This is a genomic window from Saccharicrinis aurantiacus (assembly GCF_001660705.2).
GTDB classification, from domain to species: Bacteria; Bacteroidota; Bacteroidia; order Bacteroidales; family Marinilabiliaceae; genus Saccharicrinis; species Saccharicrinis aurantiacus.
Window position 1 is genome coordinate 65,034 of record NZ_LYBV02000001.1, and the last position, 22,902, is coordinate 87,935.

At 34.7% G+C, this 22,902-nt stretch carries 20 protein-coding genes; 7 read left to right on the forward strand and 13 right to left on the reverse strand.

Going from position 1 to position 22,902, the window contains the following annotated elements; genetic code table 11:
- Window positions 1-37 precede the first annotated feature (37 nt).
- The 4 genes from A8B35_RS00275 to A8B35_RS00290 all read right to left on the reverse strand — a co-directional run bounded on the left by A8B35_RS00275 (window position 38) and on the right by A8B35_RS00290 (window position 5,647).
- The gene (locus A8B35_RS00275) at window positions 38-1,273 is read right to left on the reverse strand and encodes an efflux RND transporter periplasmic adaptor subunit (RefSeq protein WP_075601590.1); all 1,236 of its coding nucleotides are present in this window, start codon (window positions 1,271-1,273) and stop codon (window positions 38-40) included.
- Window positions 1,274-1,327: 54 nt separating this feature from the next.
- The gene (locus tag A8B35_RS00280) at window positions 1,328-2,815 is read right to left on the reverse strand and encodes a TolC family protein (RefSeq protein ID WP_075601591.1); all 1,488 of its coding nucleotides are present in this window, start codon (window positions 2,813-2,815) and stop codon (window positions 1,328-1,330) included.
- 82 nt (window positions 2,816-2,897) lie between these two features.
- A complete protein-coding gene (locus tag A8B35_RS00285) occupies window positions 2,898-4,256 on the reverse strand; it encodes an ABC transporter permease (RefSeq protein ID WP_075601592.1) in 1,359 nt (452 codons plus the stop codon).
- A 35-nt stretch (window positions 4,257-4,291) separates the two neighbouring features.
- Entirely contained in the window at window positions 4,292-5,647 is a 1,356-nt protein-coding gene (locus A8B35_RS00290) for an efflux RND transporter periplasmic adaptor subunit (protein WP_075601593.1), read from the reverse strand.
- A 263-nt stretch (window positions 5,648-5,910) separates the two neighbouring features.
- Between A8B35_RS00290 and A8B35_RS00295 the strand changes: the two genes are divergently transcribed.
- Together A8B35_RS00295 and A8B35_RS00300 are read left to right on the forward strand one after the other, a co-directional pair.
- Window positions 5,911-6,702 carry a phosphatase PAP2 family protein gene (locus A8B35_RS00295; protein WP_171973128.1) on the forward strand — a complete coding sequence of 264 codons (792 nt, stop codon included), beginning with the start codon at window positions 5,911-5,913 and terminating at the stop codon, window positions 6,700-6,702.
- A 102-nt stretch (window positions 6,703-6,804) separates the two neighbouring features.
- Window positions 6,805-7,968 carry an alkaline phosphatase gene (locus A8B35_RS00300; RefSeq protein WP_075601595.1) on the forward strand — a complete coding sequence of 388 codons (1,164 nt, stop codon included), beginning with the start codon at window positions 6,805-6,807 and terminating at the stop codon, window positions 7,966-7,968.
- A 67-nt stretch (window positions 7,969-8,035) separates the two neighbouring features.
- On the opposite strand, the gene A8B35_RS00305 is transcribed toward A8B35_RS00300, so the two are convergent.
- Window positions 8,036-8,386 (reverse strand): DUF6249 domain-containing protein, encoded by a 351-nt coding sequence (locus A8B35_RS00305; protein WP_075601596.1) that lies wholly within the window; start codon window positions 8,384-8,386, stop codon window positions 8,036-8,038.
- A gap of 108 nt (window positions 8,387-8,494) precedes the next feature.
- On the opposite strand from A8B35_RS00305, the gene recQ reads away from it, so the two are divergent.
- Window positions 8,495-10,603, forward strand: a complete 2,109-nt coding sequence (gene recQ, locus A8B35_RS00310) for a DNA helicase RecQ (RefSeq protein WP_075601597.1) — start codon at window positions 8,495-8,497, stop codon at window positions 10,601-10,603.
- 71 nt (window positions 10,604-10,674) lie between these two features.
- On the opposite strand, the gene A8B35_RS00315 is transcribed toward recQ, so the two are convergent.
- From A8B35_RS00315 to A8B35_RS00325, 3 genes are all read right to left on the reverse strand, one after another.
- Window positions 10,675-11,076: a DoxX family protein gene (locus tag A8B35_RS00315; protein WP_075601598.1), complete on the reverse strand. Its 402-nt coding sequence runs from the start codon at window positions 11,074-11,076 to the stop codon at window positions 10,675-10,677.
- A 111-nt stretch (window positions 11,077-11,187) separates the two neighbouring features.
- Window positions 11,188-12,327 (reverse strand): lytic transglycosylase domain-containing protein, encoded by a 1,140-nt coding sequence (locus tag A8B35_RS00320; protein WP_075601599.1) that lies wholly within the window; start codon window positions 12,325-12,327, stop codon window positions 11,188-11,190.
- A gap of 65 nt (window positions 12,328-12,392) precedes the next feature.
- Window positions 12,393-13,289, reverse strand: coding sequence for a hypothetical protein (locus A8B35_RS00325; protein WP_075601600.1), 897 nt, complete (start codon window positions 13,287-13,289; stop codon window positions 12,393-12,395).
- Window positions 13,290-13,454: 165 nt separating this feature from the next.
- Between A8B35_RS00325 and A8B35_RS00330 the strand changes: the two genes are divergently transcribed.
- The 4 genes from A8B35_RS00330 (at window position 13,455) to A8B35_RS00345 (ending at window position 19,483) form a co-directional block, all read left to right on the forward strand.
- A complete protein-coding gene (locus A8B35_RS00330) occupies window positions 13,455-15,377 on the forward strand; it encodes a peptidylprolyl isomerase (protein WP_075601601.1) in 1,923 nt (640 codons plus the stop codon).
- Window positions 15,378-15,446: 69 nt separating this feature from the next.
- Window positions 15,447-16,301 (forward strand): hypothetical protein, encoded by an 855-nt coding sequence (locus A8B35_RS00335; RefSeq protein WP_075601602.1) that lies wholly within the window; start codon window positions 15,447-15,449, stop codon window positions 16,299-16,301.
- Between the two features lie 167 nt (window positions 16,302-16,468).
- Window positions 16,469-17,824: a peptidylprolyl isomerase gene (locus A8B35_RS00340; RefSeq protein ID WP_083634250.1), complete on the forward strand. Its 1,356-nt coding sequence runs from the start codon at window positions 16,469-16,471 to the stop codon at window positions 17,822-17,824.
- A gap of 51 nt (window positions 17,825-17,875) precedes the next feature.
- Window positions 17,876-19,483: an OstA-like protein gene (locus A8B35_RS00345; RefSeq protein WP_075601603.1), complete on the forward strand. Its 1,608-nt coding sequence runs from the start codon at window positions 17,876-17,878 to the stop codon at window positions 19,481-19,483.
- Window positions 19,484-19,548: 65 nt separating this feature from the next.
- Here the strand turns inward: A8B35_RS00345 and A8B35_RS00350 are convergent, their stop codons facing one another.
- The 5 genes from A8B35_RS00350 to A8B35_RS00370 form a co-directional block, all read right to left on the reverse strand.
- Window positions 19,549-19,770 (reverse strand): DUF2795 domain-containing protein, encoded by a 222-nt coding sequence (locus A8B35_RS00350; protein ID WP_075601604.1) that lies wholly within the window; start codon window positions 19,768-19,770, stop codon window positions 19,549-19,551.
- A 76-nt stretch (window positions 19,771-19,846) separates the two neighbouring features.
- Window positions 19,847-20,407, reverse strand: coding sequence for a cob(I)yrinic acid a,c-diamide adenosyltransferase (locus A8B35_RS00355; protein ID WP_075601605.1), 561 nt, complete (start codon window positions 20,405-20,407; stop codon window positions 19,847-19,849).
- A 139-nt stretch (window positions 20,408-20,546) separates the two neighbouring features.
- A complete protein-coding gene (locus A8B35_RS00360) occupies window positions 20,547-21,254 on the reverse strand; it encodes an ABC transporter ATP-binding protein (protein WP_075601606.1) in 708 nt (235 codons plus the stop codon).
- Window positions 21,255-21,318: 64 nt separating this feature from the next.
- Window positions 21,319-22,110, reverse strand: coding sequence for an O-methyltransferase (locus A8B35_RS00365; protein WP_075601607.1), 792 nt, complete (start codon window positions 22,108-22,110; stop codon window positions 21,319-21,321).
- A 10-nt stretch (window positions 22,111-22,120) separates the two neighbouring features.
- A complete protein-coding gene (locus A8B35_RS00370; RefSeq protein WP_075601608.1) occupies window positions 22,121-22,897 on the reverse strand; it encodes a patatin-like phospholipase family protein in 777 nt (258 codons plus the stop codon).
- Window positions 22,898-22,902: the final 5 nt, after the last annotated feature.

Consider the following 22,902-nt stretch of genomic DNA (forward strand, 5'->3'; position numbering starts at 1 on the left):
CTTTTAATAACTTCAGTTATGAGGTACAGTTAATCTTTTATTCAAACTTATTTGGGCGGGTTAATAACACGGTTTCATTTTCGCTGATACCTTCTATAATTCTCATTTTTGTTTCGTTTTCACCTCCTGTTTTAACGTATGTTTTTATTGGTAATCCGCTAGTTTTTTTGAATACGTATTTAATGGTATCATTACCAAAAATAGCTTCACGTGGAAGTATTAGTTCAGATGGATAATCAGCAACCGTTATCATATTGGTGGTGGTCATGCTAGGGAGAATCTTTTTCTCTTTTGCATTTATCTGAATCAATACCTTAAAGCCATTCATGCCTGTACCTGATATGGGTTGTCCTATATTGGCTATTCGAATAACTTCACCCTTAAAATTATCATCAGGAAATGCATCAATACCAATTTTTACTTTTTGCCCAACTTTCACTTTAGCGATATCAATTTCCTTAACAATTGCTTCAGAAACAAGTGTGCTTAAATCTGGTATTATTGCAATTGTAGGACTCCAAGGGCCAACATCACTATTAACTTTTACTTTATGACCACCCCAGCCTCGCGCATACACAACCATACCGTTTGAAGGAGATGTAATTTTTAACTGTGCAACTAATTCAGTTAGTTCGTTTTGCAGTTTAAGGGCATCTTGCAGCCTTTTATTTGCTCTGTTAATTTTTACTTTATGTCTATTTTGCTCTTTACTTAGGGTTCTTTTTTTTCTACTTAATTCTAATTGAGCCAATTCTAATTCTATTGCAGTCTGACGTTGAATGGCCTTTGATTCAAATTTCGATTGTTCAACTTTTATTTCTTTTTCAAGAATATCGTCTGAGGCGTTAATTATCTGATCGCGAAAAGCTACAAGGGCAATAGTGCTATCCAAGGCGGCATTATCAAAAGCTAACTGATATTCATCTACTTTTTCCATGCTTTTTTTAAGCCTGTCTTCAACATCAGCAGGATCAAGCGTAGCCACATAATCTCCTTTCTTAACCTGAGTGCCTTCAGCAACTAGGTCGGTTATTTTTAAACCCCAAATACGGAGTTTTCTATTATTAAGTAGGGTAGGTATGGAAATTTCCTCATATTTTAAAGCTTGTATCTCTCCTGTAGCTTCAACTTCCATAGTAAATGGACCTTCTTTAACATCCACTGTTTTACTACTATTAACTATTGCTGAAGGTTTAAATATAAAAAAGGCAATTAAGCATAAGGCGCTTATTCCTATTATGAGTTGATTTCTTTTGGATACTTTATTGAGCATAATTTTATTTTACGTCTTGTTATAAAGTGAAGCTTTTATAATAGAATACACATCTTATTTCTGAAGTAAATCATCAAGTTCATGAATTAATGATTCATGAGTTTCAAAATCAAAAAGTGTTTTCTTTCTGATGGAGAAATAACTATTCCAATAAGATTGTATACTACTGATGTAATTTCTTTTAGCGGCATCTAACGAGTTTCGAGCAGCATTAAGTTTTATCACGTCTACTTTATCAATTAAAAAGCGTTGCTTGGTTACTTCATAACCCATTTGTGCAATGGTATCAGCTTTAGATGCAATTTTAACTTGTTGTTCTTGCATGTTAAATTCCATTACGCTGATAAAAATATCTTGTTCAAAATCTATCTTAGCCTGCTTTACGGTGGCTTCAGTAACTTCTCTGTCTGATTTCGCCATTTGTACTTTTCCTTTTCGTTGTCCCCAATCAACGATTGGCATATCCAATGAAAAGCGCAAGTTTTCCTCTGTTCCAAAAGGGGTTTGATAGGCAAGTCCTAAATCATCCGTATTTTTATTAAATCCTACGTTTCCGTAGATGTTTGCATTTATACCATTTTGACTTCTGGTCTGCGCTAAATTCCTATCGGCTTCAATTAATTGTTGTTGAAACTGCAAAATCTCCGGATTATTGGCAAACGCTTCATCCATTGCTTCATTTACATTTATTTTAAATTTTGGGATGTCTCTAGGAATTATACATTGTATGAATACATTATCATCAAATCCTAAAAAAGAATTTAAAGAAATACGCGCCTGGTGCAAGTTAACTTTTGCACGAGCCAATGCCATACTTGCATTCAGATAACTTAATTCTAAATCTAATAGTTCGTCTTGCGTTACAGTACCAATTTCAAATCTACCTTTTCCTATTCGATAAAGTGTATCTGCGTTTGAAACATTAGTTTCAGCTATTGATAAGTTAATTTCGGCATTGACCAGGTTGAAAAATGAATTAGTTGATCTAATTGAAAGTTCCTGTAAACTTTGCAAGTATTCTCTTTTGGCTTGTTCAAATTTAAGAGGTTCAAGTTTTGCCTGCCACTTAAATTGGTTGAAACCATTTAAAGGTTGCGAAATACCTATGGTAACCGGAGTTGTGTAATACGATAGATTTCCAGACTCAAAATTTTGTATGCGTTGTAGACTCGTAGATGCGTTGATTTTAGCACCAGTAGGTGTAATATTCTGACTAATTTGTAACGAAGCATCAGATGTGAGTCGTTCTGTTGGAACAAATACATCTTCGTTTGTATCAGGGTCGTACCTTGAGATAACAGAATGCTGATAGTTAATTGGAGTAGAGGTTAAGCCTAATAAAGGTAAACGCTCTGCTTTGTAACTCCTGAATTCCCAGTATCGGGATAGATACATGTTTTTTTGTCGGAAACTATAAATTGACTGAGAATAGGCAAACTCAATTGCCTGATCTAGACTCAGGCTGAGTGATATACTATCAGTTTGCGCATAAACACAGTTTATTGAAAAGGATATTATGAGGGCAATTATTATTTTTTTCATCTGTATACTGATTTGTACTATGGAATAAAATCCAGTTTACTTATATGTTCTTTATCTGCAAATAATCTTACTATTAGTGCTATTAGTGGCGAAGCGATTCAACAGGATCTTGACTTGCCGCGCTTTTTGCTGGGATATAACCAAAAACAATTCCTACTGTGGCAGATACTCCAAAGGCAATAAATACCGATATAAAGGAGACAATTGTTTTTATGCCAGCAGTAGCTTCTATGGTGTAGGCCAATAAAACGCCTAACACAATGCCAATTAACCCACCTCCAATACTAATTAGGGTAGATTCTGCTAAAAATTGAACAATAATATCTTTACGAGATGCGCCAATAGCTTGTCGTGTACCAATCTCTCGGATACGTTCCCACACTGAGGCTAGCATAATATTCATAATACCAATTCCCCCAACTATAAGCGATATGCTTGCAATGGCTCCTAGTACTATGTTAAAAATATCATTGGTTTTCTGTTGTTGTTTCAGCAATAATTCAGGAACAGTAACCTCAAAATCGTAAAGGTTAGCATGCCTTCTTAACAACATCCTTTTTATTATATCAGCTGTAGCACTCAACTCGTTGGTTTCTTTTACTTGAATGATAATTTTATCTAGCTGATTTTCAATCGTGGCTTTGTCTTCAGAGTTTGAATTATTACCGCCACGGCTCATTTGTTCAAATATTTTCGGATTAATTCTGGATCTATCTTTAAACCTTAAAAGAAGTGCTTTTGTGGGGATAAATATTTTATTATCCGATGAGGAAATTCCCATTTCATCAGATGCAGAAGCTGTAAAGTCTCGTTTCTCGGCAACGCCAACAACTCTTAACCAGTTTTCGCCAACCTTAATGTATTTGCCAATTGGGTTTTCTTGATTAAAGAATTTTACTTTAATATTATCGCCAATAACACAAATGGGTACTCCCTTTTCGTTTTGCTCATCGCTAAATATTTTACCCTTAACAATGTCAATGTTTAGTAAGGAAAAATACTCAGGAGCTACACCCTCTAAAACAATGGGATAACTTTTATCGTATTTAACCGCATAATAATTCATTGATATAACCGGACTAACTTTATCAACACTTGGTATGGTTTTTTGAATAGACTCGGCATCTACCAAAGTAAGTCCTTTTGATTTTCGTTTTGATTTTTGGTTACTATCATCATCTGAATTGGTGCCATCTCCACTAATTACAGTTTCCTTAACAGGAGTGATAATAATGTTATTTACACCAACCATTTTAATTTGCTCCAACACCTCTTGTTGAGCACCTTTTCCTATGGCAAGCATACTAATTACTGCTGCAACCCCAAACATAATTCCAAGGGCAGTTAGTAATGATTTTAGTGTATTTGCCGTAATGGCCTCAATGGCTATTATTACGTTATGAATGTATCTTGTATATAGCTTCCTTATTGGTAAGTTCATGTTATATAATTTATAGGGTGAACACTAAATAGGAGCTATGATTCTAGCTTCATTTTATTTCCACGTTTTCTTTTAGCCTTGGGGCTAATCGAATCAGGTTTAACAATTTCTTGAGGTTTTTTAATTTGTATCGTGTCATACATTTCAATTCCTTCAATTTGGCCTGCTTTGTTAATAGGTTCGTTAAGGTAAACAGACTCTTTTTCGCTCAAGCCATGTTTAATAACAACATAGTTTTCGTTTTCAGGACCTAGATATACTGCTTTTTTTGTGTTGTTTTTATTGGTGTAAACAAACGGTATACTATCTTGATAAAATATAGCTTCAAGCGGAACATAAATTACATCTTCTAAGGTTTGGGTTGTAATTTTATTACTTGTGGTCATGGCTGGTCTTAGATCTGTATCAGAGCCATTTATTTTTATGGTTACTTCAAAAACCTTTGAATCTCCGCCAGGGATTACTTGTCCGATATTCGCTATTTCTAATACTTCACCTTCAAATTGTTTTTCAGCAAATGCATCAACACCAATGTGAACAATCTGGCCTACCTTTACTTTTGAGATATCAACTTCATTAATAAAAGTTTTAGAAATCATAGCTGTTAAATCTGGTAGTTCGGCAATTTTTGGAGCCCACCTGTTAACAGAACTTCCCACTTTAATTTTATTACCCATCCTATCAAAACTATAAATAACCATGCCTGGTGCCGGAGCTTTTATATCAAGTGCCTCAAAAAGATTCTCAATGTCATCTACTTTGTCTTGTACTTTCTTTACTTCGTTGTAAGCACGTTTTACCTTAAATTGACTTTGTTGTTTTTTGAGTTTGTAGTTTCTCAAATCTTGTTCAAGTTTTCGTTCAGCCTTTGATAAATTCAATTCTGCCTGTCTGATAACGGCAGGAGATTCGTATTTAGATTGCTTTAAAACCAAATCTTTTTCTTCTAAATCAATACGGGTACTTTGTAAATCATCACGCAAATTACTAAGGTTGATGTTGGTGTCAATCTTAGCATCTTCAAAAGCTTCCATTTTTTCGGTAAGTGCAGTTAATGCATCAGCAAGTTTTTCTTCAACAGCACTGTGATCTAATGAGGCTACATACTCTCCTGAGTCAACCACAGTACCTTCTTCAATAATTTGGGTAACCTTAATTTCGTATATATTTATTGATCGAGCCCCAAGCTCTTTTGGTACATTTATGGAAACAGATTTTTCGGCCTGAAGTTGCCCTGTGCTGTATACGAGTGATTGAAATTCACCCTGTTTAACTTTGCTAACAATGAGTGTGTCTTCGGTTATGGTTGTGCTAAAAAAGAAGTAATAAATTAAATAAGTGAGGAGCAGGCCTCCGCCTGTATAAACTCCGATTTTTTGTTTTTTCGTCATTATTCTGAGTTATATTATATCAAGTTTTGATTTGATGAAGTAATTTGAAGTCGGCTAAAGGTAATTATTTAGTGCGAGTGCAACAAGTAAGAATCTATATAACAATTGAATTGTTTCAACAAGCAATTAAGTGCTTAATTGATGAGAGTGAGTGTTGTTTACAATTGAAATTGTATGCAGAGTGAACTAATAAAGCCGGTAGAGCTTATTATTGTAATTTTAGCATTAATTTAGCCTTTCAATTATTTATAGCAATGTATAAAATGAAATCACGCATAAGTATAATACTTCCTATAGCAATAGTTAGTTTAATTATTGTTTTTGCCTCGTTTGGTGTAAGCCTCGAGTACTTTTCGGTATCAAATAAATTAATGGCTCAGTTATGGTTAGGCATAACAAATATTGGGGGTGTAGCAGGTAGTGGAATTATTCTACTTTTAACCGCCCTTTTTATCAGTATTATCAGAGGGAAATTTAAGTGGAAATATTTCTTGATGATATTTGTTGTTTTCTCAGGTGTTTTTATTGGGGTTGCTCAAATTAACGAACACTTTATTAAGGAAAAAATAAAAGCTCCACGACCAAATATTGAATGGTTATCAGAGTTTAACAAGTTTTCTTTAGAAGAAATGTATAGCCTCCATTCTAAAAAAGAGCGAACAGAGTACTTAAAAAATGTTATAGCTGAAACAAATCAAAGCCCTATCGTGTTAGGGGATATGGAAGTGCAACCCATTATTTGGAAACACTGGCTAAAAGAAACAGGTTACTCGTTTCCGTCAGGACATTCAGTTAATGCCTTTTTAATGGCATTTCTGATTAGTTATATTTTTTTGTTACGATTTAGTTGGTTTAACAAGTATGGTGTTGTTACTATTTATTTAATTGCCTTACTAATTGCTTACTCGCGAGTCTTATTGGGTGTTCATACAAACCTAGATATTAGCTTAGGTGCATTGTGGGGAACAATTATTGGCATTGGAATTGTGTATACTGGTTTATTCGATTACCTGGATTCAAAAAATCAGGCAAATGATAAAAAATATAAATCATAGGGTTTGAATGTGATGTTTAGGTTAAAAAAATAAAAGTATTTGGTAATGGGTAGTTAATATTGAAATGATTTCTTTGATCCGAGTATAAATTTGATAGAAAATATGAGAATAGTAAAATTTGTGGCTTTAATAGCCATTTTTGTAGGGGGGAGTGCAGTTACAAGTGCACAAGAAAATTATAAAGATAAAGCGGAAAATCTGAGTTATCAGAACGAGGATTTTTATGAGGTAAAAAAGTATACTGAGAGTGAGCTAAAATTTAAAAAAGAGCCTAAAAATATTATACTATTAATTGGTGATGGAATGGGCGTTGCCCAGGTTTTTACTGGTCTAACAGCCAATAAGGGCGAGTTAAATCTTTGTAATTTTAAGCATATTGGTTTTTCAAAAACCCAAAGTAGTGATAATTATGTGACGGATTCTGCTGCAGGAGGAACAGCTTTGGCAAGTGGAGTTAAAACTACCAATGGAACAATAGGCTTGGATGCTAACGGAAAGCCAGCAAAGACTATTTTAGAGTATGCTGAGGATAATCAGAAAGCCACAGGATTAGTAGCTACTTCGTCAATTACACATGCTACACCGGCTTCTTTTATTGCACATCAGCCATCAAGAAAAATGTACGAAGAGATTGCTGCTGATTTTTTAAATACAGATATTGATGTATTTATTGGTGGTGGAGCTGCTCATTTCAAAAATCGTAAAGATGGTAAAGACCTAACAAAAGACTTATCTGAAAAGGGTTATCAGATCGTTTATTCGATGGAGGAAGCAGAGAAAATCCAGAATAATGGAAGATTAGCAGTTTTTACTGCCGACGAGCATAACGATGATTATCAATTAAGAGGAAATATGTTGGTTGATGCCACTAATAAAGCCATTTCAACTTTATCAGCTGATTTACATGGTTTCTTTTTAATGGTTGAAGGATCCCAAATTGATTGGGGTGGTCATCAAAATAGTACTTCATTTGTAGCTGGCGAAATGTTAGATTTTGATAAGGTTATTGGTGAGGTATTAAAGTTTGCAATTGAAGATAAAGAGACTTTAGTAATTGTTACAGCTGATCATGAAACGGGAGGTATGGCAGTTACAGGTGGCGATATGTCAACAGGAAGTGTTAATGGTGGCTTTGTAACAGGGAATCATACAGGAATTATGGTGCCTGTATTTGCCATCGGTCCAGGAGCTGAAGAATTTATGGGTATATATGAGAATACTGAAGTGTTTGATAAAATGATGAAGCTTTGGAAATTTAAGAAGTAATATTTTTGTAACAATATAACAAAGGCGCATTGTACTTAATTACAATGCGCCTTTTGTTTTTATTCGTCTACTTATCCGTTTTTTTATTTATTTGTTTCTGGATAAAATAGAAACTCAATAAACCACTTCCACCAAAGAGTAACATCATTGAAAAATATGCAACAGCTTCATTTATATCGGTGCTTTTAGCCAAATAATCACCGACTAATAAACCAATGCCTAGGGCTACTGCAACAATACCAAACTTTAAGGCTCCAGATGTTTTTTCTTTCTTTTCCCCTTCATTAAACAAGCCCGCATCTTTTCCTGCTGCAATTAAGGCAAGGCGTTCTGCTTTTCTGGTTCTAAAATGAGCTATTGATATTATAATGGCTGTTATAGAGCCAAATACGATTGCAGGTACTAAAATATTTTCCATAATTATTATTTTTTATTTCTATTTATGTTCTGCTTAGTAAGACAACATCTATTGTAAAGAGGTTACAAAAAAAGAAAGAATCCGTGCAAAAAATAATACTTTTGCGGCATGCAAATAAATAGGGCTCAGCAAATTCTTAAAAATACTTTTGGGTATAGTAAATTCCGTCCAACACAAGAGGAGGTTATAAAAACTGTACTTCAAAAAAAGGACTGTATGGTTTTAATGCCAACGGGTGGAGGTAAAAGTATTTGCTTTCAGGTTCCTGCTTTATTGGGCAAAGGGCTTACAATTGTGGTTTCTCCTTTGATTGCTTTAATGAAAGATCAGGTTGAGGCTTTACGCGAGAATGGAGTATCGGCGATGTACCTAAATAGCTCGCTTGGCGATATGGAGCAACAGCAAGTGATGAATGATTTAGTAGATCACAAAATCAAGCTGCTGTATGTATCTCCTGAGAAAATGAATAGCGAGCATTTTTTCTATACTTTAAAACAACTTCAAATTAGTTTAATTGCCATTGATGAAGCCCATTGTATTTCATCGTGGGGACATGATTTTAGACCTGATTACAAAAAGTTAGGGTACTTAAAACGTCAGTTTAAAAATGTGCCAATTATGGCATTAACAGCAACGGCCGATCCGCTTACTCAAAATGATATTCTGCAGCAGCTTAATTTAGTGGAACCGGTTGTTTTTAAAGATTCATTTAGTAGGCCTAATATTTTTATTGAAGTTCAGCCTGCCTATAAACGTAAAGAAAAGATTCTCGAATTTATTAAGCAACACACAGATGAATCGGGAATAATATATTGTTTGAGTAAAAAAAACACAGAGGATCTATCAAAGTACTTAAGGGATAATGGCATATCTTCAGGGTATTACCACGCTGGTATGGAGGCAGGATCGAGAAATAGGGTTCAAAGTGATTTTATTAATGATAGAATCAGGGTTGTTTGCGCAACAATTGCTTTCGGTATGGGTATTGACAAATCTAATGTTAGATGGGTAATACATCATAACCTGCCTAAAAATATTGAAGGGTACTATCAAGAGATCGGGCGAAGTGGAAGAGATGGGATGGCAGCTAATGCTTTGCTGTTTTATGGCGTTCGCGATTATAATATACTAGCTCAATTTAACGAAGAGGCTGAACGTAGAGTGATTTTAAATGCCAGATTAGATCGCATGCTTCATTTTGCAGAGTCGAATCATTGCAGGCGAAAGTTGTTGTTGAATTACTTTGGCGAATGGACAACAGAAGATTGTGGTGCTTGTGATAATTGCAAAGGGCGACAGTTTTTATTTGATGGTACGGTGTTGGCTCAAAAAGCTTTGTCGGCAGTGGTAAGAGCCAAAGGTAAGTTAAGTAAGGAATTGCTGCCATATGTATTAGTGGGAGAATCACGACCAGATGTTTTAGCTGGCGATTTTCATAAAATTAAAACCTTTGGTGCAGGAACCGAAAAAACAGCCGACCAATGGGCTACAATATGTAATCAACTATTAGGTTTAGGATATCTAAAAATTGAATACCAACGCGGAAGTATTTTAGCATTAACGCCTTTGAGTAATAAAGTGCTTTTTGAAGGAGCTCAAGTTCAGTTACATTTACTCAATCAAAAGATTGAGAGAGAGACAAAGGTTGCACCTAAAAAGGTTTCGCATAAAGCTTCAGTACCTAAAACAGAAGGAAGCTTATTCGAAAAATTACGACAATTGCGTAGAAAGATGGCTGTTGAAAGAGGCGTTCCTCCATATATATTGTTTTCAGATGCTACATTATCAGAAATGGTATCTCACATGCCAACTAACGAATGGGAGATGAAAGAAATTTCAGGTGTTGGAAATCAGAAATGGGATCAGTATGGTCAAGCTTTTGTTGATGAAATAATCACTTTTAAGAATAAAGGAAAAAGAACAAAACCAGCATACGAAAAAACTTACGATTTATATAAAAAAGGAAGTTCACCAGAGGTGATTGCTGCTCAACTCGGAATTAATTTGATTACCGTATATTCTCACTTAGCTACGCTATATCAGAATGGAGAATCTGTTGATATTGAGCAATACGTTATGCCTTATGAGCAAATGGAGGTTGAAGAAATTTTAAAAGGTAACTCTAAAGCAACTTTGCAAGAAGTGTATGAGTCCGCCAATAAAGCAATACCGCATCATGTGGTTCGTTTGGCAATGGTTTTGGCCGAAAAGAATTAAAGATCGCTATGGTTTAGAATGATAATATTTCAAAACCATAGCATATTTGTTACAAGAATTAGTTTTGGGACCTAATCCCAAATATTGTTTTTAGAGAATGCGTATTTTCCTCCACCAGTAAAAAACAAAGCAAGGGCGCCAAATAAATAGAGTCCTAATAACTCAATAGCCCAACCGCCATGTTTGCCAAGGCTAAATATATCATTACTGTGTGCCATAAAAATGGCGACTAAACAATTAATTGCAAATACTGCTGAGGCTAACCTTGTTCTTATACCAATTATTATGGCAATGGGAGCTAATATTTCTCCAACAAATACTCCGTAAGCTAAAAATTGAGGTAAGCCCAATTGTGATACCATTCCTTTAATAAAGTTAATTCCTCCGCTGAGTTTAGCTAAACCATGAAGTAGCATTAACAAGCCTATAGATAAACGGATCAATAGTAATCCGGCGTCTGTGTTCTTTTTCATAATTTATTTTGATTATTTTGTTGTTTACAATATAACAACCGTTATTGGTAGTTTTTGTTCCAACAGAAGAAGTGCAAAAAGTATCTTTTTGTGGTGTAATTAGTTTGTAACCTAAACTTCTTTCAATATAGAAAAGTGATTATTGTAGGATGGAACCCAAATGGTTAATCTTTGTCCTGGGTGTATATCTTTTGATTTTAAGTGATTCCAATGTAATATGTCTTCAATTGTACATCTATGCATTATGGCAATCTTATGGAAGTATTCTCCCTTTACCACTGTATGTATGATTTTTTTTGTGCGAGGAAGAGGGTATTCTTTCTTTAATTTTTTCAGTTCCACATTAGAACCCGTTTCGATAAATCGAGAAATATATTTTTTTGGTAGAAAAAGGCAAGTTGGTTTTTCTCTGTTCGGAATTATATTTTTCGTGAACATTGGGTTTAGCTGCTGTAGTTCCACTAAATCAATACCTGTTCTGCTTACTATTTCATCAAACGATATTTTTTTGTGAACGTATACAGTATCTAAATCAGAAAATACATAATTGGGTTCAAGGTTTGGCGTGTCGTAATATTTTGAATATTCAATGGCATACGTTGCTGCAATAAAAGCAGGTACATAACCTTTAACTTGTTCGGGTAAATATGGTCTGAGTTCCCAGTAATTTGTAATACCGCCAGATCGTTCAATCGCTTTTTTCACTACACCTACACCACCATTGTATGCAGCCAACGCCAATTGCCAATCGTTAAAATTGCGGTATAAATATTCTAAATATTTGCAGGCAGCTTCAGTGGCTAAAATAGGGTCGCAGCGTTCATCAACATAGCTTGTAACCTTTAAATCGAACATTGTACCCGAGTGGTATAAAAACTGCCAAAGCCCCATAGCTCCCGATGAGGATTTTGCTTTAGGGTCGAGTGCTGATTCAATAACAGCAAGGTATTTAAGTTCTAATGGTAGATTGTATTTTGCTAAATATTCCTCAAACAGGGGGAAGTATAGTTTTGAGCGACTAATAATGTTAGCTAAGTGATCTCTTCTTTTTACTGTGTAAACATCAATATAAGCTTTTACATTTTCGTTATAATTAAGCTCAATAGGTGTTTGTTCATTTAGCGTTTCAATACGTTGCTTTATCATCCACTCCGGAAACTGTGGTATGGTATTATCTTGTCCTGAAATATTGCTATAAATAGTAATAGCGATAATCAAAACCCACCAATTTTTATTTCCTAATAGCATCATAAATTAAGGTATTGTTTTGATATTCGTTCATTTAAAAGCCAAACGAAATGCTTTTATCTCAATTATTATTTGAGAGTAAAAGTCATTGTGCCAATATTTCTTTCATCAGCAAAAATATCAGCGGTATATTCTCCCTTTGTAAGTTCTCCTGAATCTACTTTATAGTATAAGCAAACATCCACTTCTTCGCCACCGTATTCAATTACCCTCTTACTCGAAAAATAAATCTCATCACTCTCGTATTTGAAAATATCTTCACGCGAGTGAAATAATAATGCGCCATCAGGTCGAAGGATTCTTAAAAATATTTCTTTTTCACCAACCTCGGCTGTAATATTTTTTTGAATAGTGAAGCAAATCTTAATTTTATCTATTCGAGATAAACGTGTGGTTTTGCGGCCATTTGCATTCACTGTAGAGGCTTCCATATTAAAAGTTTCTAATTTGGAGGCTATATCTACTACCTGCTCTAATTTTTCTTTTTCGGTTTCTAATTGCTGCGCACTCGATTGCATTGAGCTAACCCTTTTACGATAAGCAATATTTTCTTCTGTTAGTTCTTGGTTTTTCTGATTTAACGAATCTATTTGTGAAACAAAGCTTTTCAATACCCGACGCATTGATGTTAATTGCTTTTTATATTCCCTAATTTTAGATGAATTGGTAGCTTTAACAGTTTGGATCTCTTCAATAAGTTGAGCAATCTTTTCCCTTTCCTGCTCAAGCATAATGTTTAACGTATCACTATTTGATTGAAGCGAATCAAAATTCGTAGCTAGGTCTTGATATTCGTAGGTAAGAATTGCTTTTTCCTCCTGCATTTCATCTATATAGCCTTGCATCTCACTTTTGTTCTGAAAGTACAAGTAGCCAATAATAAATACCAATATTGCAGCTGTAACTCCAATAATAATGGTGGTTTTATTCGACTTCTTTTGAGGGGGTGTGCTATTTTGCTCCATCTTATACCTATGCTTAATTTTCTACAGCCCACAAAAATAAGATTTTTTACGGATGTCACAAGGTACAGCTGTTAAGTTTAATGTGTTGGCAATTTTCCATTGTCGGGCAATTTTATTTTCTTAGCACCGTTTTTAAAAAAACTTCACATTAATTGAATCTTTAACATGATAAGAAAAACGATACAAACTGTTGCTTTAGGATTATTAGTGACTTTTGGTGCACAAGCACAAAACAGTTCTACACTATTGACAATTGGAGATAAAGAATTCTCTTCGGAAGAGTTTAATTTCATTTACGATAAAAACAACAGCTTTTCTGAAACAAAGCAATCAAAAAAGGAATATATAGATCTTTTTGTAAACTATAAATTAAAGGTTGCTGAAGCTGAGGCTCAAGGTTTAGATACCGTTCCTGCTTTTGTTAAAGAGTTTAATTATTATAAAAAAGAACTTGCTAAGCCATATTTAACCGATCAGGCAATAACTGATCAGTTGCTGAAAGAAGCTTATGAACATTTAAAAGTTGAAGTTGATGCGAGTCATATACTCTTAAGGTTAGATGAAAATGCTTCGCCCGAAGATACCTTAAAAGTTTATGAAAAGTTAATGGGTATCAAAAAACAAGCTGAAGAAGGAGCAGACTTCGGAGTATTGGCTCAGAAATATTCTGAAGATCCATCGGCAAAACAAAACAAAGGTCATCTAGGATATTTTAAAGGTTTCATGATGGTTTATCCGTTTGAGCATGCGGCATATAACACTGAAGTAGGGCAACTATCTGAGATTACACGTACATCTTTTGGTTACCATTTGATAAAAGTAAATGATAAGCGAGAGGATAGAGGAGAGTTATTAACAGCCCATATTATGATGATGTTTCCTCAAAATGCAACTTCAGAAATTAAAGCAGAGAAAAAAGCTAAAATTGACTCTGTTTATCAGTTAGTCCTTAAAGGGGATGATTTTGGTGCTTTGGCCACTTCTTATTCAGAAGACAGACGCAGTGCCACAAACAACGGTGAGTTACCATGGTTTGGTGCAGGTAAAATGATTCCAGAATATAGCGAGCCTGCATTTGAGTTAGATAGTGTAAATAATATTTCAGCAGTAGTTGAATCGCCATATGGTTTTCATATCATAAAGTTATTAGACAAGCGCTCTATTGCTTCTTTCGAAGAGATGGAAGAGGAAATAAAAGGGAAAATTAAACGTGATGAAAGAGCCAATAAAGGCACTAAATCTTTAGTTGCTCGATTGAAGAAGGAATATTCGTATAGCGAAAATGGGGCTAATATGAGCTTGGTTAAAGATAAGGGTACTAGTACTGATTTATCCAACGAGGATTACGTTGAACTATTGAATAGTGAAGATGCTGTTTTATTTACTTTGGCTGATTCAAGCTATACAGGAGCTGATTTAGCAAAATTTATTATTGATAATAGAACTTATACCAAAGCCAAAAGAATAAAAGAATTTGATGCAATGTTTGAGGCTTTTGCCGATGAAAAAATCTTGAGTTATGAGGAAGCACATTTAGAAGAAAAGTATCCAGAATACCGCTTCTTGGTTGATGAGTATCATGATGGTTTATTGATTTTTGAGATTAGTCAAGCTGAAATTTGGAATAAGGCTAACGAAGATTCTATAGGAATACAGAACTATTTTAATGCCAACTCTAAAAGCTATTACGAGCCAGAACAAATACAAGGTGAGATTGCATTTTTTAAGTCAAAGAAGGATCAAAAAGCATTTAGTAAAATAGCAAAATCCACTATTTTATCTGATTTTGATTCCATAAAGTCAACAATGCCTGAGCCCAATAAAATTAAATTGGTGAAGGGAACCTTTTCTCGTGGCGACTTTAAAACAGTAGATGCTCAAATTTGGAAAGATAAAAAATCGGAAGGCAATGTAGATAAAGAATTTCCTTATAGCTTTGCACGTGGGAAAACAATTCCTAAAGTTTACAAAGCTCTTGATGAAACAAAAGGCCAGGTTATTGCAGATTATCAAACAGAATTAGAGGCACAATGGCTTAGTGTGCTAAAAGAGAAATTAAATCCTATTGTAAATAAAAAAGCCTTATAATAATAAGGCTTTTGGCTCATACTAAATGCAAATAATTATTTGCATGCATATTATATTCAACAACACATAATGAAGTTATTAATCGTTAGTATTTATATCACACTTTCATTGTTCATGTTTTCTTGTATTCAAGAAAGTGATACTGAGAATCTACAACCTGTAGCTCAAGTTGAGAGTTACATTTTAACAGTAAAAGAATTGTCGAGTGCAATCCCTGAGAACTTATCAGTTGCAGATAGTACATCTTTTGCACAAAATTATATTGCCAGGTGGGTGAAAAGAATGCTGCTTCTTCGTAAAGCGGAGTTAAACTTATCGGCTAAAGAAAAAGATGTGGCGCAATTACTAGAAGATTATAGAGCCTCGCTTTTAGTGCATAAATATCAGCAGAAACTCCTTGAGCAAAAGTATGCACCTGATATTACCAATAGTGAAATTGAAGCCTACTATGAGGATATGAAGGATAATTTTGCCCTACAGCAAACCATTGTGAAAGGTATGTTTATAAAAGTTCCGCTAACGGCGCCTAACTTGAATACCGTAAAAGCACTATTTAAGTCTGATAAAGAGGAGGATGTGAAAGAGCTAGAAGCTTACTGTTATCAAAACGCAAATAAATTTGAGAATTTTGCTGATAAATGGACCGAGACAACAAAGTTTAATGCTTTGATGCCAGAGCCTGTACCTAATGATTCTCGCTTCTTTAAAAAGAATGAATTATTCGAAACTCAAGATTCTATCTACGTTTATTACCTTTATATTAACGAGTATAAACTCAAGAATGAGCTAGCACCAGTTGAATTTGTGAAGGGTAGGATTGAATCTATTTTATTAAATAAAAATAGAATTAAGTTTATACAAAATCTCGAAGAAGAACTCTATGAAGAAGGCCTAGAGCAAAAACAAATAAAGTTCTATGAATAAGTTTCTGTAAAAGCTTAAAAGAATGTTTTTATGATACTTCAGATATTGCCTCTACATTTAAAGTTTAACTAGTTTTTAACTTTACTAAATATTAGCGACTAATTTAATATTACTTATATTTGTGCCTTTATTACAAGGAAACCTCTTGGATTTAATTTATTATACTGATGCTAAAAACAAAACATATTTTCATAGTAGTTCTTACTTTTCTTATAGCAGGAACTACTGCTGAAGCCCAAAAAAACATTATTGACGAAGTAATAGCCGTTGTTGGAGATAATGCCATTCTTAAATCTGATGTCGAATATCAATATCAACAAGCTGTTATGCAAGGTATGTCTGCTAAGGGAGACTTAAAATGTAAGCTTTTTGAACAACAATTGATTCAAAAGTTGATGTTGAACCAAGCGATATTGGATAGTGTTGAGGTGAGTGAGAATAATGTAATTAATGAAGTTGATAGACGTATGAATGAGTTTATCAACAGAGCCGGAGGTAAAGAAAAGCTTGAAGAGTGGTTTAATAAATCGGTATTACAAATTAAAAAGGAGCAAATGAAAACCGTTCGTGAGCAAATCATGACGGAATCTATGCAGCGAAATATTACTGAGAATATTGAACCTACACCATCACAAGTACGTGCTTACTATCGTAAAACAAATCAGGATAGTTTGCCTATGGTTCCTGTTCAATACCAAATTCAGAAAATCGCTGCTTATCCTAAAATTGAGCAAAAAGAAATTGACGCTGTAAAAAATAAACTGCGCGATTTCCAAAAGCAAGTTGCTGATGGTAGAGATTTTTCAACTTTAGCAGTATTGTATTCTGAAGATCCAGGTAGTGCCACAACAGGTGGAGACTTAGGTTGGAGTACACGTGGTACTTTTGTACCCGAGTTTGCCAACGTAGCATTTAACTTACAAGAAAAGGATAAGGTTTCTAAGGTAGTTGAAACTGAGTTTGGTTACCATATCATCCAGTTAGTCGATAGAAAAGGGGAGCGTATTCATGTTCGTCATATTCTTCTTAAGCCAAAAATTTCATCTCAATCCAATAACGATGCAATTGCCCGTTTAGATTCTATTAAGGGGTTAATTGACGATGAAAAAATGTCTTTTGATGAGGCTGCATTGCGTTTTAGTATGGATAAAGAAACACGAAACAATAGTGGATTAATGGTAAATATGCGAACGCAATCTTCAAGTTTTGAGTTATCAGCTATTCAAGATCCTTCTTTGGCAAAACAATTGCAACGATTAAAAGAAGGAGAAGTATCTGAACCTTTTAAAATTAAGGATGAAAAGGCGAAAGATGTTTACGTGATTATTAAACAGAAAGAAAAAATAGAGCCACATAGAGCCAATCTTAAAGACGATTATCAATTGGTACAAAACATTATGACAGAGAAAAGACGTAGTGATGCCATTGATGATTGGGTAAGACAAAAACAGCTCGAAACCTATATTACCATCAACGAAGATTGGGCTGGCTGCAGCTTCGACTTTAAAAACTGGATTAAATAAAAACCTTGTCTTAAGCGAGGGCTTTTTTTCTATTAAAGTAATACTTCAATAATGAAGAGTGATTGTGTAAATGGTAGCGGAATCAAAAACAAGGTGTTATTCCTACTGATTCTTTTTACTGTTATTGCGACTAATGTTGTAGCTCAAAAGAAAGTAGATATTAAACATGCTGATTTTTTACGTCATAATGAAGTGAAATTCGGTGCTGATGTTCGTGTTTTAATAGGTAATGTTGAGTTTAAACACGGTAGTGCTTTAATGTATTGTGATACCGCTTATCAATACGAAAATGCCAATAGAATATACGCAATAGGTAATGTTCATATTATCCAAAATGACACCTTAAATTTGTGGGGAAATACGTTAGATTATGATGGACAAACTAGTTTAGCAAAAGTGCGAGGTGATGTTAGATTGCAAAATAAAGAGACAACATTAACTACAGAGTTTCTCGATTTTGATAGAATAAATAATATAGCCTATTATTTTAATGATGGAAAAACGGTTAACAAAGAAACTGTTTTAACTAGTAAAGAAGGCTATTACTATCCCGATACCGAAGATGTATTTTATAAAGATAGTGTTGAAGTGGTGAATCCTAAATACACTATGTTTTCTGATACTTTAAAATACAACACAATTACCGAAATAGCTCGTATTGAAGGGCCAACCTTTATTGTTAGTGATAGCAATACAATTTATGCTGAGGATGGTTATTATGATACAGCAAAAGATTTTGGAGTGCTTAGAGAAAATGCTTACGTTGAAGGCGAACAGACCCTTTATGGCGATACAATCTACTACAATCGTAATACTGGTTTAGGGGAAGTTTTTAATAGTATGGAATTACACGATACTATTAATAATACCATAATAAAAGGCGAGTACGGTTACTATAACGAGCAAACCAAATACGCCTTAGCTACCGAAGATGCCTTAATGATACAGATTTATGAGTTAGACACTCTGTATTTGCATGGCGATACGCTTCAAGCGGTCCCTATTGAAGAGGAGGAAGGTGAGAAGCTTATAAAAGCATACAGACACGTAAAGTATTTTAGGCGTGATATACAAGGTAGATGCGACTCCATGGTATTTGATTCCAGAGATTCTACCAATACTTTTTATTACGACCCTATAATGTGGTCATTGGGTAATCAACTGACTGCTGATGTAATTAAAATGTACAGTAAGGATGGAGTAATGGATAGGGTTGATTTATTAAATCGAGCTTTTATTATTTCCGAGGAAGATACTGGTTCTTACAATCAGATTAAGGGTAAAGAAATGACCGGTTTTGTAAAGAACAATGAGCTTTATAAAATTGATGTGAATGGTAACGCTCAAACCATATATTATCCGATGGATGATGAAGTGGTTATTGGCTTAAATAAGGCAGAATGTAGTAATATGACCATAAAGCTAAAGGAGCGCCAATTAGAGCGTATTATAATGCGTGTTTCTCCAAATGGTACTATGAATCCAACGCAATTGGTTGTGCCAGAAAATACAAAGTTAGTGGGCTTTTATTGGCTCGATGTTTTTAGGCCTAAGGTATATACTGATATTTTTACTTGGGAGGAACTGCCCAAATTTGATAGAGGAGAGGATAGGACAGAGTATAACCTCGATAATACCTACGATGACTTTAAGGAATAGCTAGGTAATTACGATTTACAACATAAAAAAAGGAGGCATTTGCCTCCTTTGTAGTTTTTTTGAGTTTAATACTCATCCTCGTTAAAGAAAAAATCATCTTTACTTGGATAGTCTGGCCAGATATCTTCGATACTCTCATAAACATCTCCCTCATCTTCTATTTCTTGAAGATTCTCAATGACTTCTAATGGAGCTCCAGAGCGAATGCCAAAATCAATCAATTCGTCCTTTGTAGCAGGCCAGGGTGCATCCTCTAATTTCGATGCTAGTTCTAGTGTCCAATACATACCCTGAAATTTTTATAGTTTATTATTATGTAATTATTATTTGTATTTTCTGCGAATATAGAAAAAAAGTAAAAACTTACAACTCTGGAACCCATGGAATTTCATTTATATTGTAATATTTTGATAAATATCGAGATAAAACAAATAAGTAATCAGATAATCTGTTAACATATCTGATCACCCAAGGGTGAATTTCACTCTCTTCCATCATGCTTAATATTCTTCTTTCGGTTCGTCGGCAAATGGTACGAGAAATATGACAATAACTAACTGCAGGATGACCGCCTGGTAGCACAAAATACTTCATAGGAGGAAGCTCGCTTTCCATACGATCCATTTCGCTTTCAAGCTTTTCAATTACTGCCTCGTCATACTTTATTTTTTCTCGTAAATCAGTAACGTTTGAATCAGTTGCAAGAAAGGCCCCAATATAAAAGAGCTTGTGTTGGATATCGATAATTTGTTTGTCGGTAACTTCATCAAGTTCATATGACCTAATCATCCCAATAAAGGTATTCAGCTCATCAACCGTTCCATATGCTTCGAGCCTGTAGTGGTTTTTAGGAACCCTTGTTCCACCAATTAAACTCGTTTTACCTTTATCTCCTGTTTTTGTATATACTAAACTTTTACTCATTGTTTTACTGTTTGTTTCTATCCATCAAACACTAAACATTATAAAAAGTTTATCATAATGGCTAATTGATTTATTAGCTTTACTAACTAGAAATTTGGAAAAGCAGTACAAGTTCGGATTATTACTTAAAGCATATTGACTATTGCAATACAACAACCTCTTTGTTAACTATATCGCTTTCAACCACGCCATCTCTAAGCCTGATTATGCGGTGGGCATGTTGAGCAATATCTTCTTCGTGAGTAACTAATATTATGGTGTTTCCTGATGCATGAATATCGCCAAATAAGCGCATAATATCTACAGAAGTTTTGGTATCAAGGTTTCCGGTTGGCTCATCGGCCAAAATTATGGATGGGTTATTTACCAATGCACGCGCAACAGCGACACGTTGGCGCTGTCCACCCGACATTTCGTTGGGTTTATGTGAGGCGCGTTCTTGCAGTCCTACTTTGTTAATAACCTGACTAGCACGTTCAATTCTATCGGGTTTTGAAACTCCTGCATAAATAAGGGGGAGCATTACATTTTCTTGAGCTGTGTAGCGGGGAAGTAGATTAAAGGTTTGAAAAACAAAGCCAATTTCTTTATTTCTAATTTCGGCAAGCTTTTCATCTGTTAGGTGACTAACATCTGTTCCGTTTAAAATATATTGCCCGCCAGAAGGAGTATCTAAAGCCCCTATTACATTCATGAGGGTACTCTTACCAGAACCTGAAGGACCCATTATAGCTACATACTCTCCTTTGTTGATTTGAACAGTAACGCCTCTCAGCGCCTTTACAACTTGTGTTCCAACTTCGTAATGTTTTATAATGTCTTTAATTTCTATAACGGGCTTGCTCATAAATGTAATTGTTAGATGTGTAAAGTTAATGTTTTGATCGAGTTTTTTATCATAACTGTATCCTTTATGGCCAAGATACTTTATAGTGTTGCTTGCGAACATTCATGTTAATAAAAGCCAGTCCGAAACGGAATAAATCAAAAGACACAGAAACTTCGTTATGAGCTATTATTTCATTCCATGCTTTGGTCATTTCTTTCGACCAGTTGATATCATCAAAAATAAATAGTGCTGATTCGTTTGCGTGTGGCAAACACATTTGGAAGTAATTTAGTGTGGCTTCATAATTATGATGGCCATCAAAATAAACCAAGTCTACTTTATCAAGCTTGTTTAATACTTTGGGTAATTTCTCTTTAAAACTGCCAATATGTTGTGTTATATTTTTAACCTTCGATTGTGCAAAAGTATTCTGAGCTGCTTTAGCAATAGCTGGGCAGCCCTCAATGGTGTGTATGTTTGCTTTTGAATTTGGTTTCGCTAAATATAAGGTGCCTACTCCTAGCGAGGTGCCAAGCTCCACTATATTATTAGGTTTGAGGTGGCATACCAACCTCGAAATTAACTCGCCTTGTTTTTGAGGAGTTGTGTTGTATTTAGCAATCTTGGCAATCTGTCTGTTATTCGATTTAAAAACTTTTGAGCCGGCACCAAAGTCGCTTACCTCTATGGTTTCTTTATTTCTTAACAAAGCTTTACGTACCTCACTAATCTCATCAAAATGATAGTAAGGATGCTTTTCGAAGAAAATGTTGCGAACTAAATTAAATGCAAAAGGCGGATGTATTCTGTGCCCTTTTCGGTATTTGGCTCTTCGTTTATGTTTTACGTAAGCTTTTAGTTTGTATCTATTCACTGTAAATAATTTATTCGAGGTCGGGAAGTATCTTTTTCTTAATTATTTTTTTTGCAGCATAGTAGCCAAGCTGAACTATTTCGTCCATTTTATTAAAATCCCACATTGAATAATCAACTAAGGTTGGAGGCTCAATAAAATAGTCGCAGTAGGTTTTACTAATTCTGAGGTTTTGAATGATGGATAAGTTAAAAACACGCTCGGCAACATCTTTGGGGTTCGATATTTCATCAATCTTAGAATCGGCAACAACATTTGAACCTATAACCGTATCGCAATTTAAAACCAAAGGGTTAGAGGGTAAATTCATAAAAATGCCACCATCAGAATAGTGGGCATTATTTATTTCAACAGGCGTAAAAATAACAGGTACACTGCTGCTTGCAATAACCCATTTTAAAAGTTGGTTTCCCTCGCTTATCACTTTAGCTTTGCCCGAGTGTAGGTTGCTAACCGCAATCATAAGCGGCGTTTTTAGTTTCTCAAACTCGTTGTGCTTAATGTGTTTAAATAAATTCTTTTCTACAGTATTTAGGTTTACAAAACCACCTTTAAATAAATCTATTTTAAACCAATTCCACACCTTCTCATCATGAAGAATTTGTAGCATTTCCCTTGGCGAAAAGCCAGCACAATATAGCACCCCAATTATTGAGCCCATGCTAGTGCCAGATACAATATCAATCGGAATTTTAAACTCTTCAATGGCTTGTAATACGCCAATATGAGCCAATCCCTTTGCACCTCCGCCACCGAGGGCTAAACCAACTTTGCCAAGTTTATGCATATGTT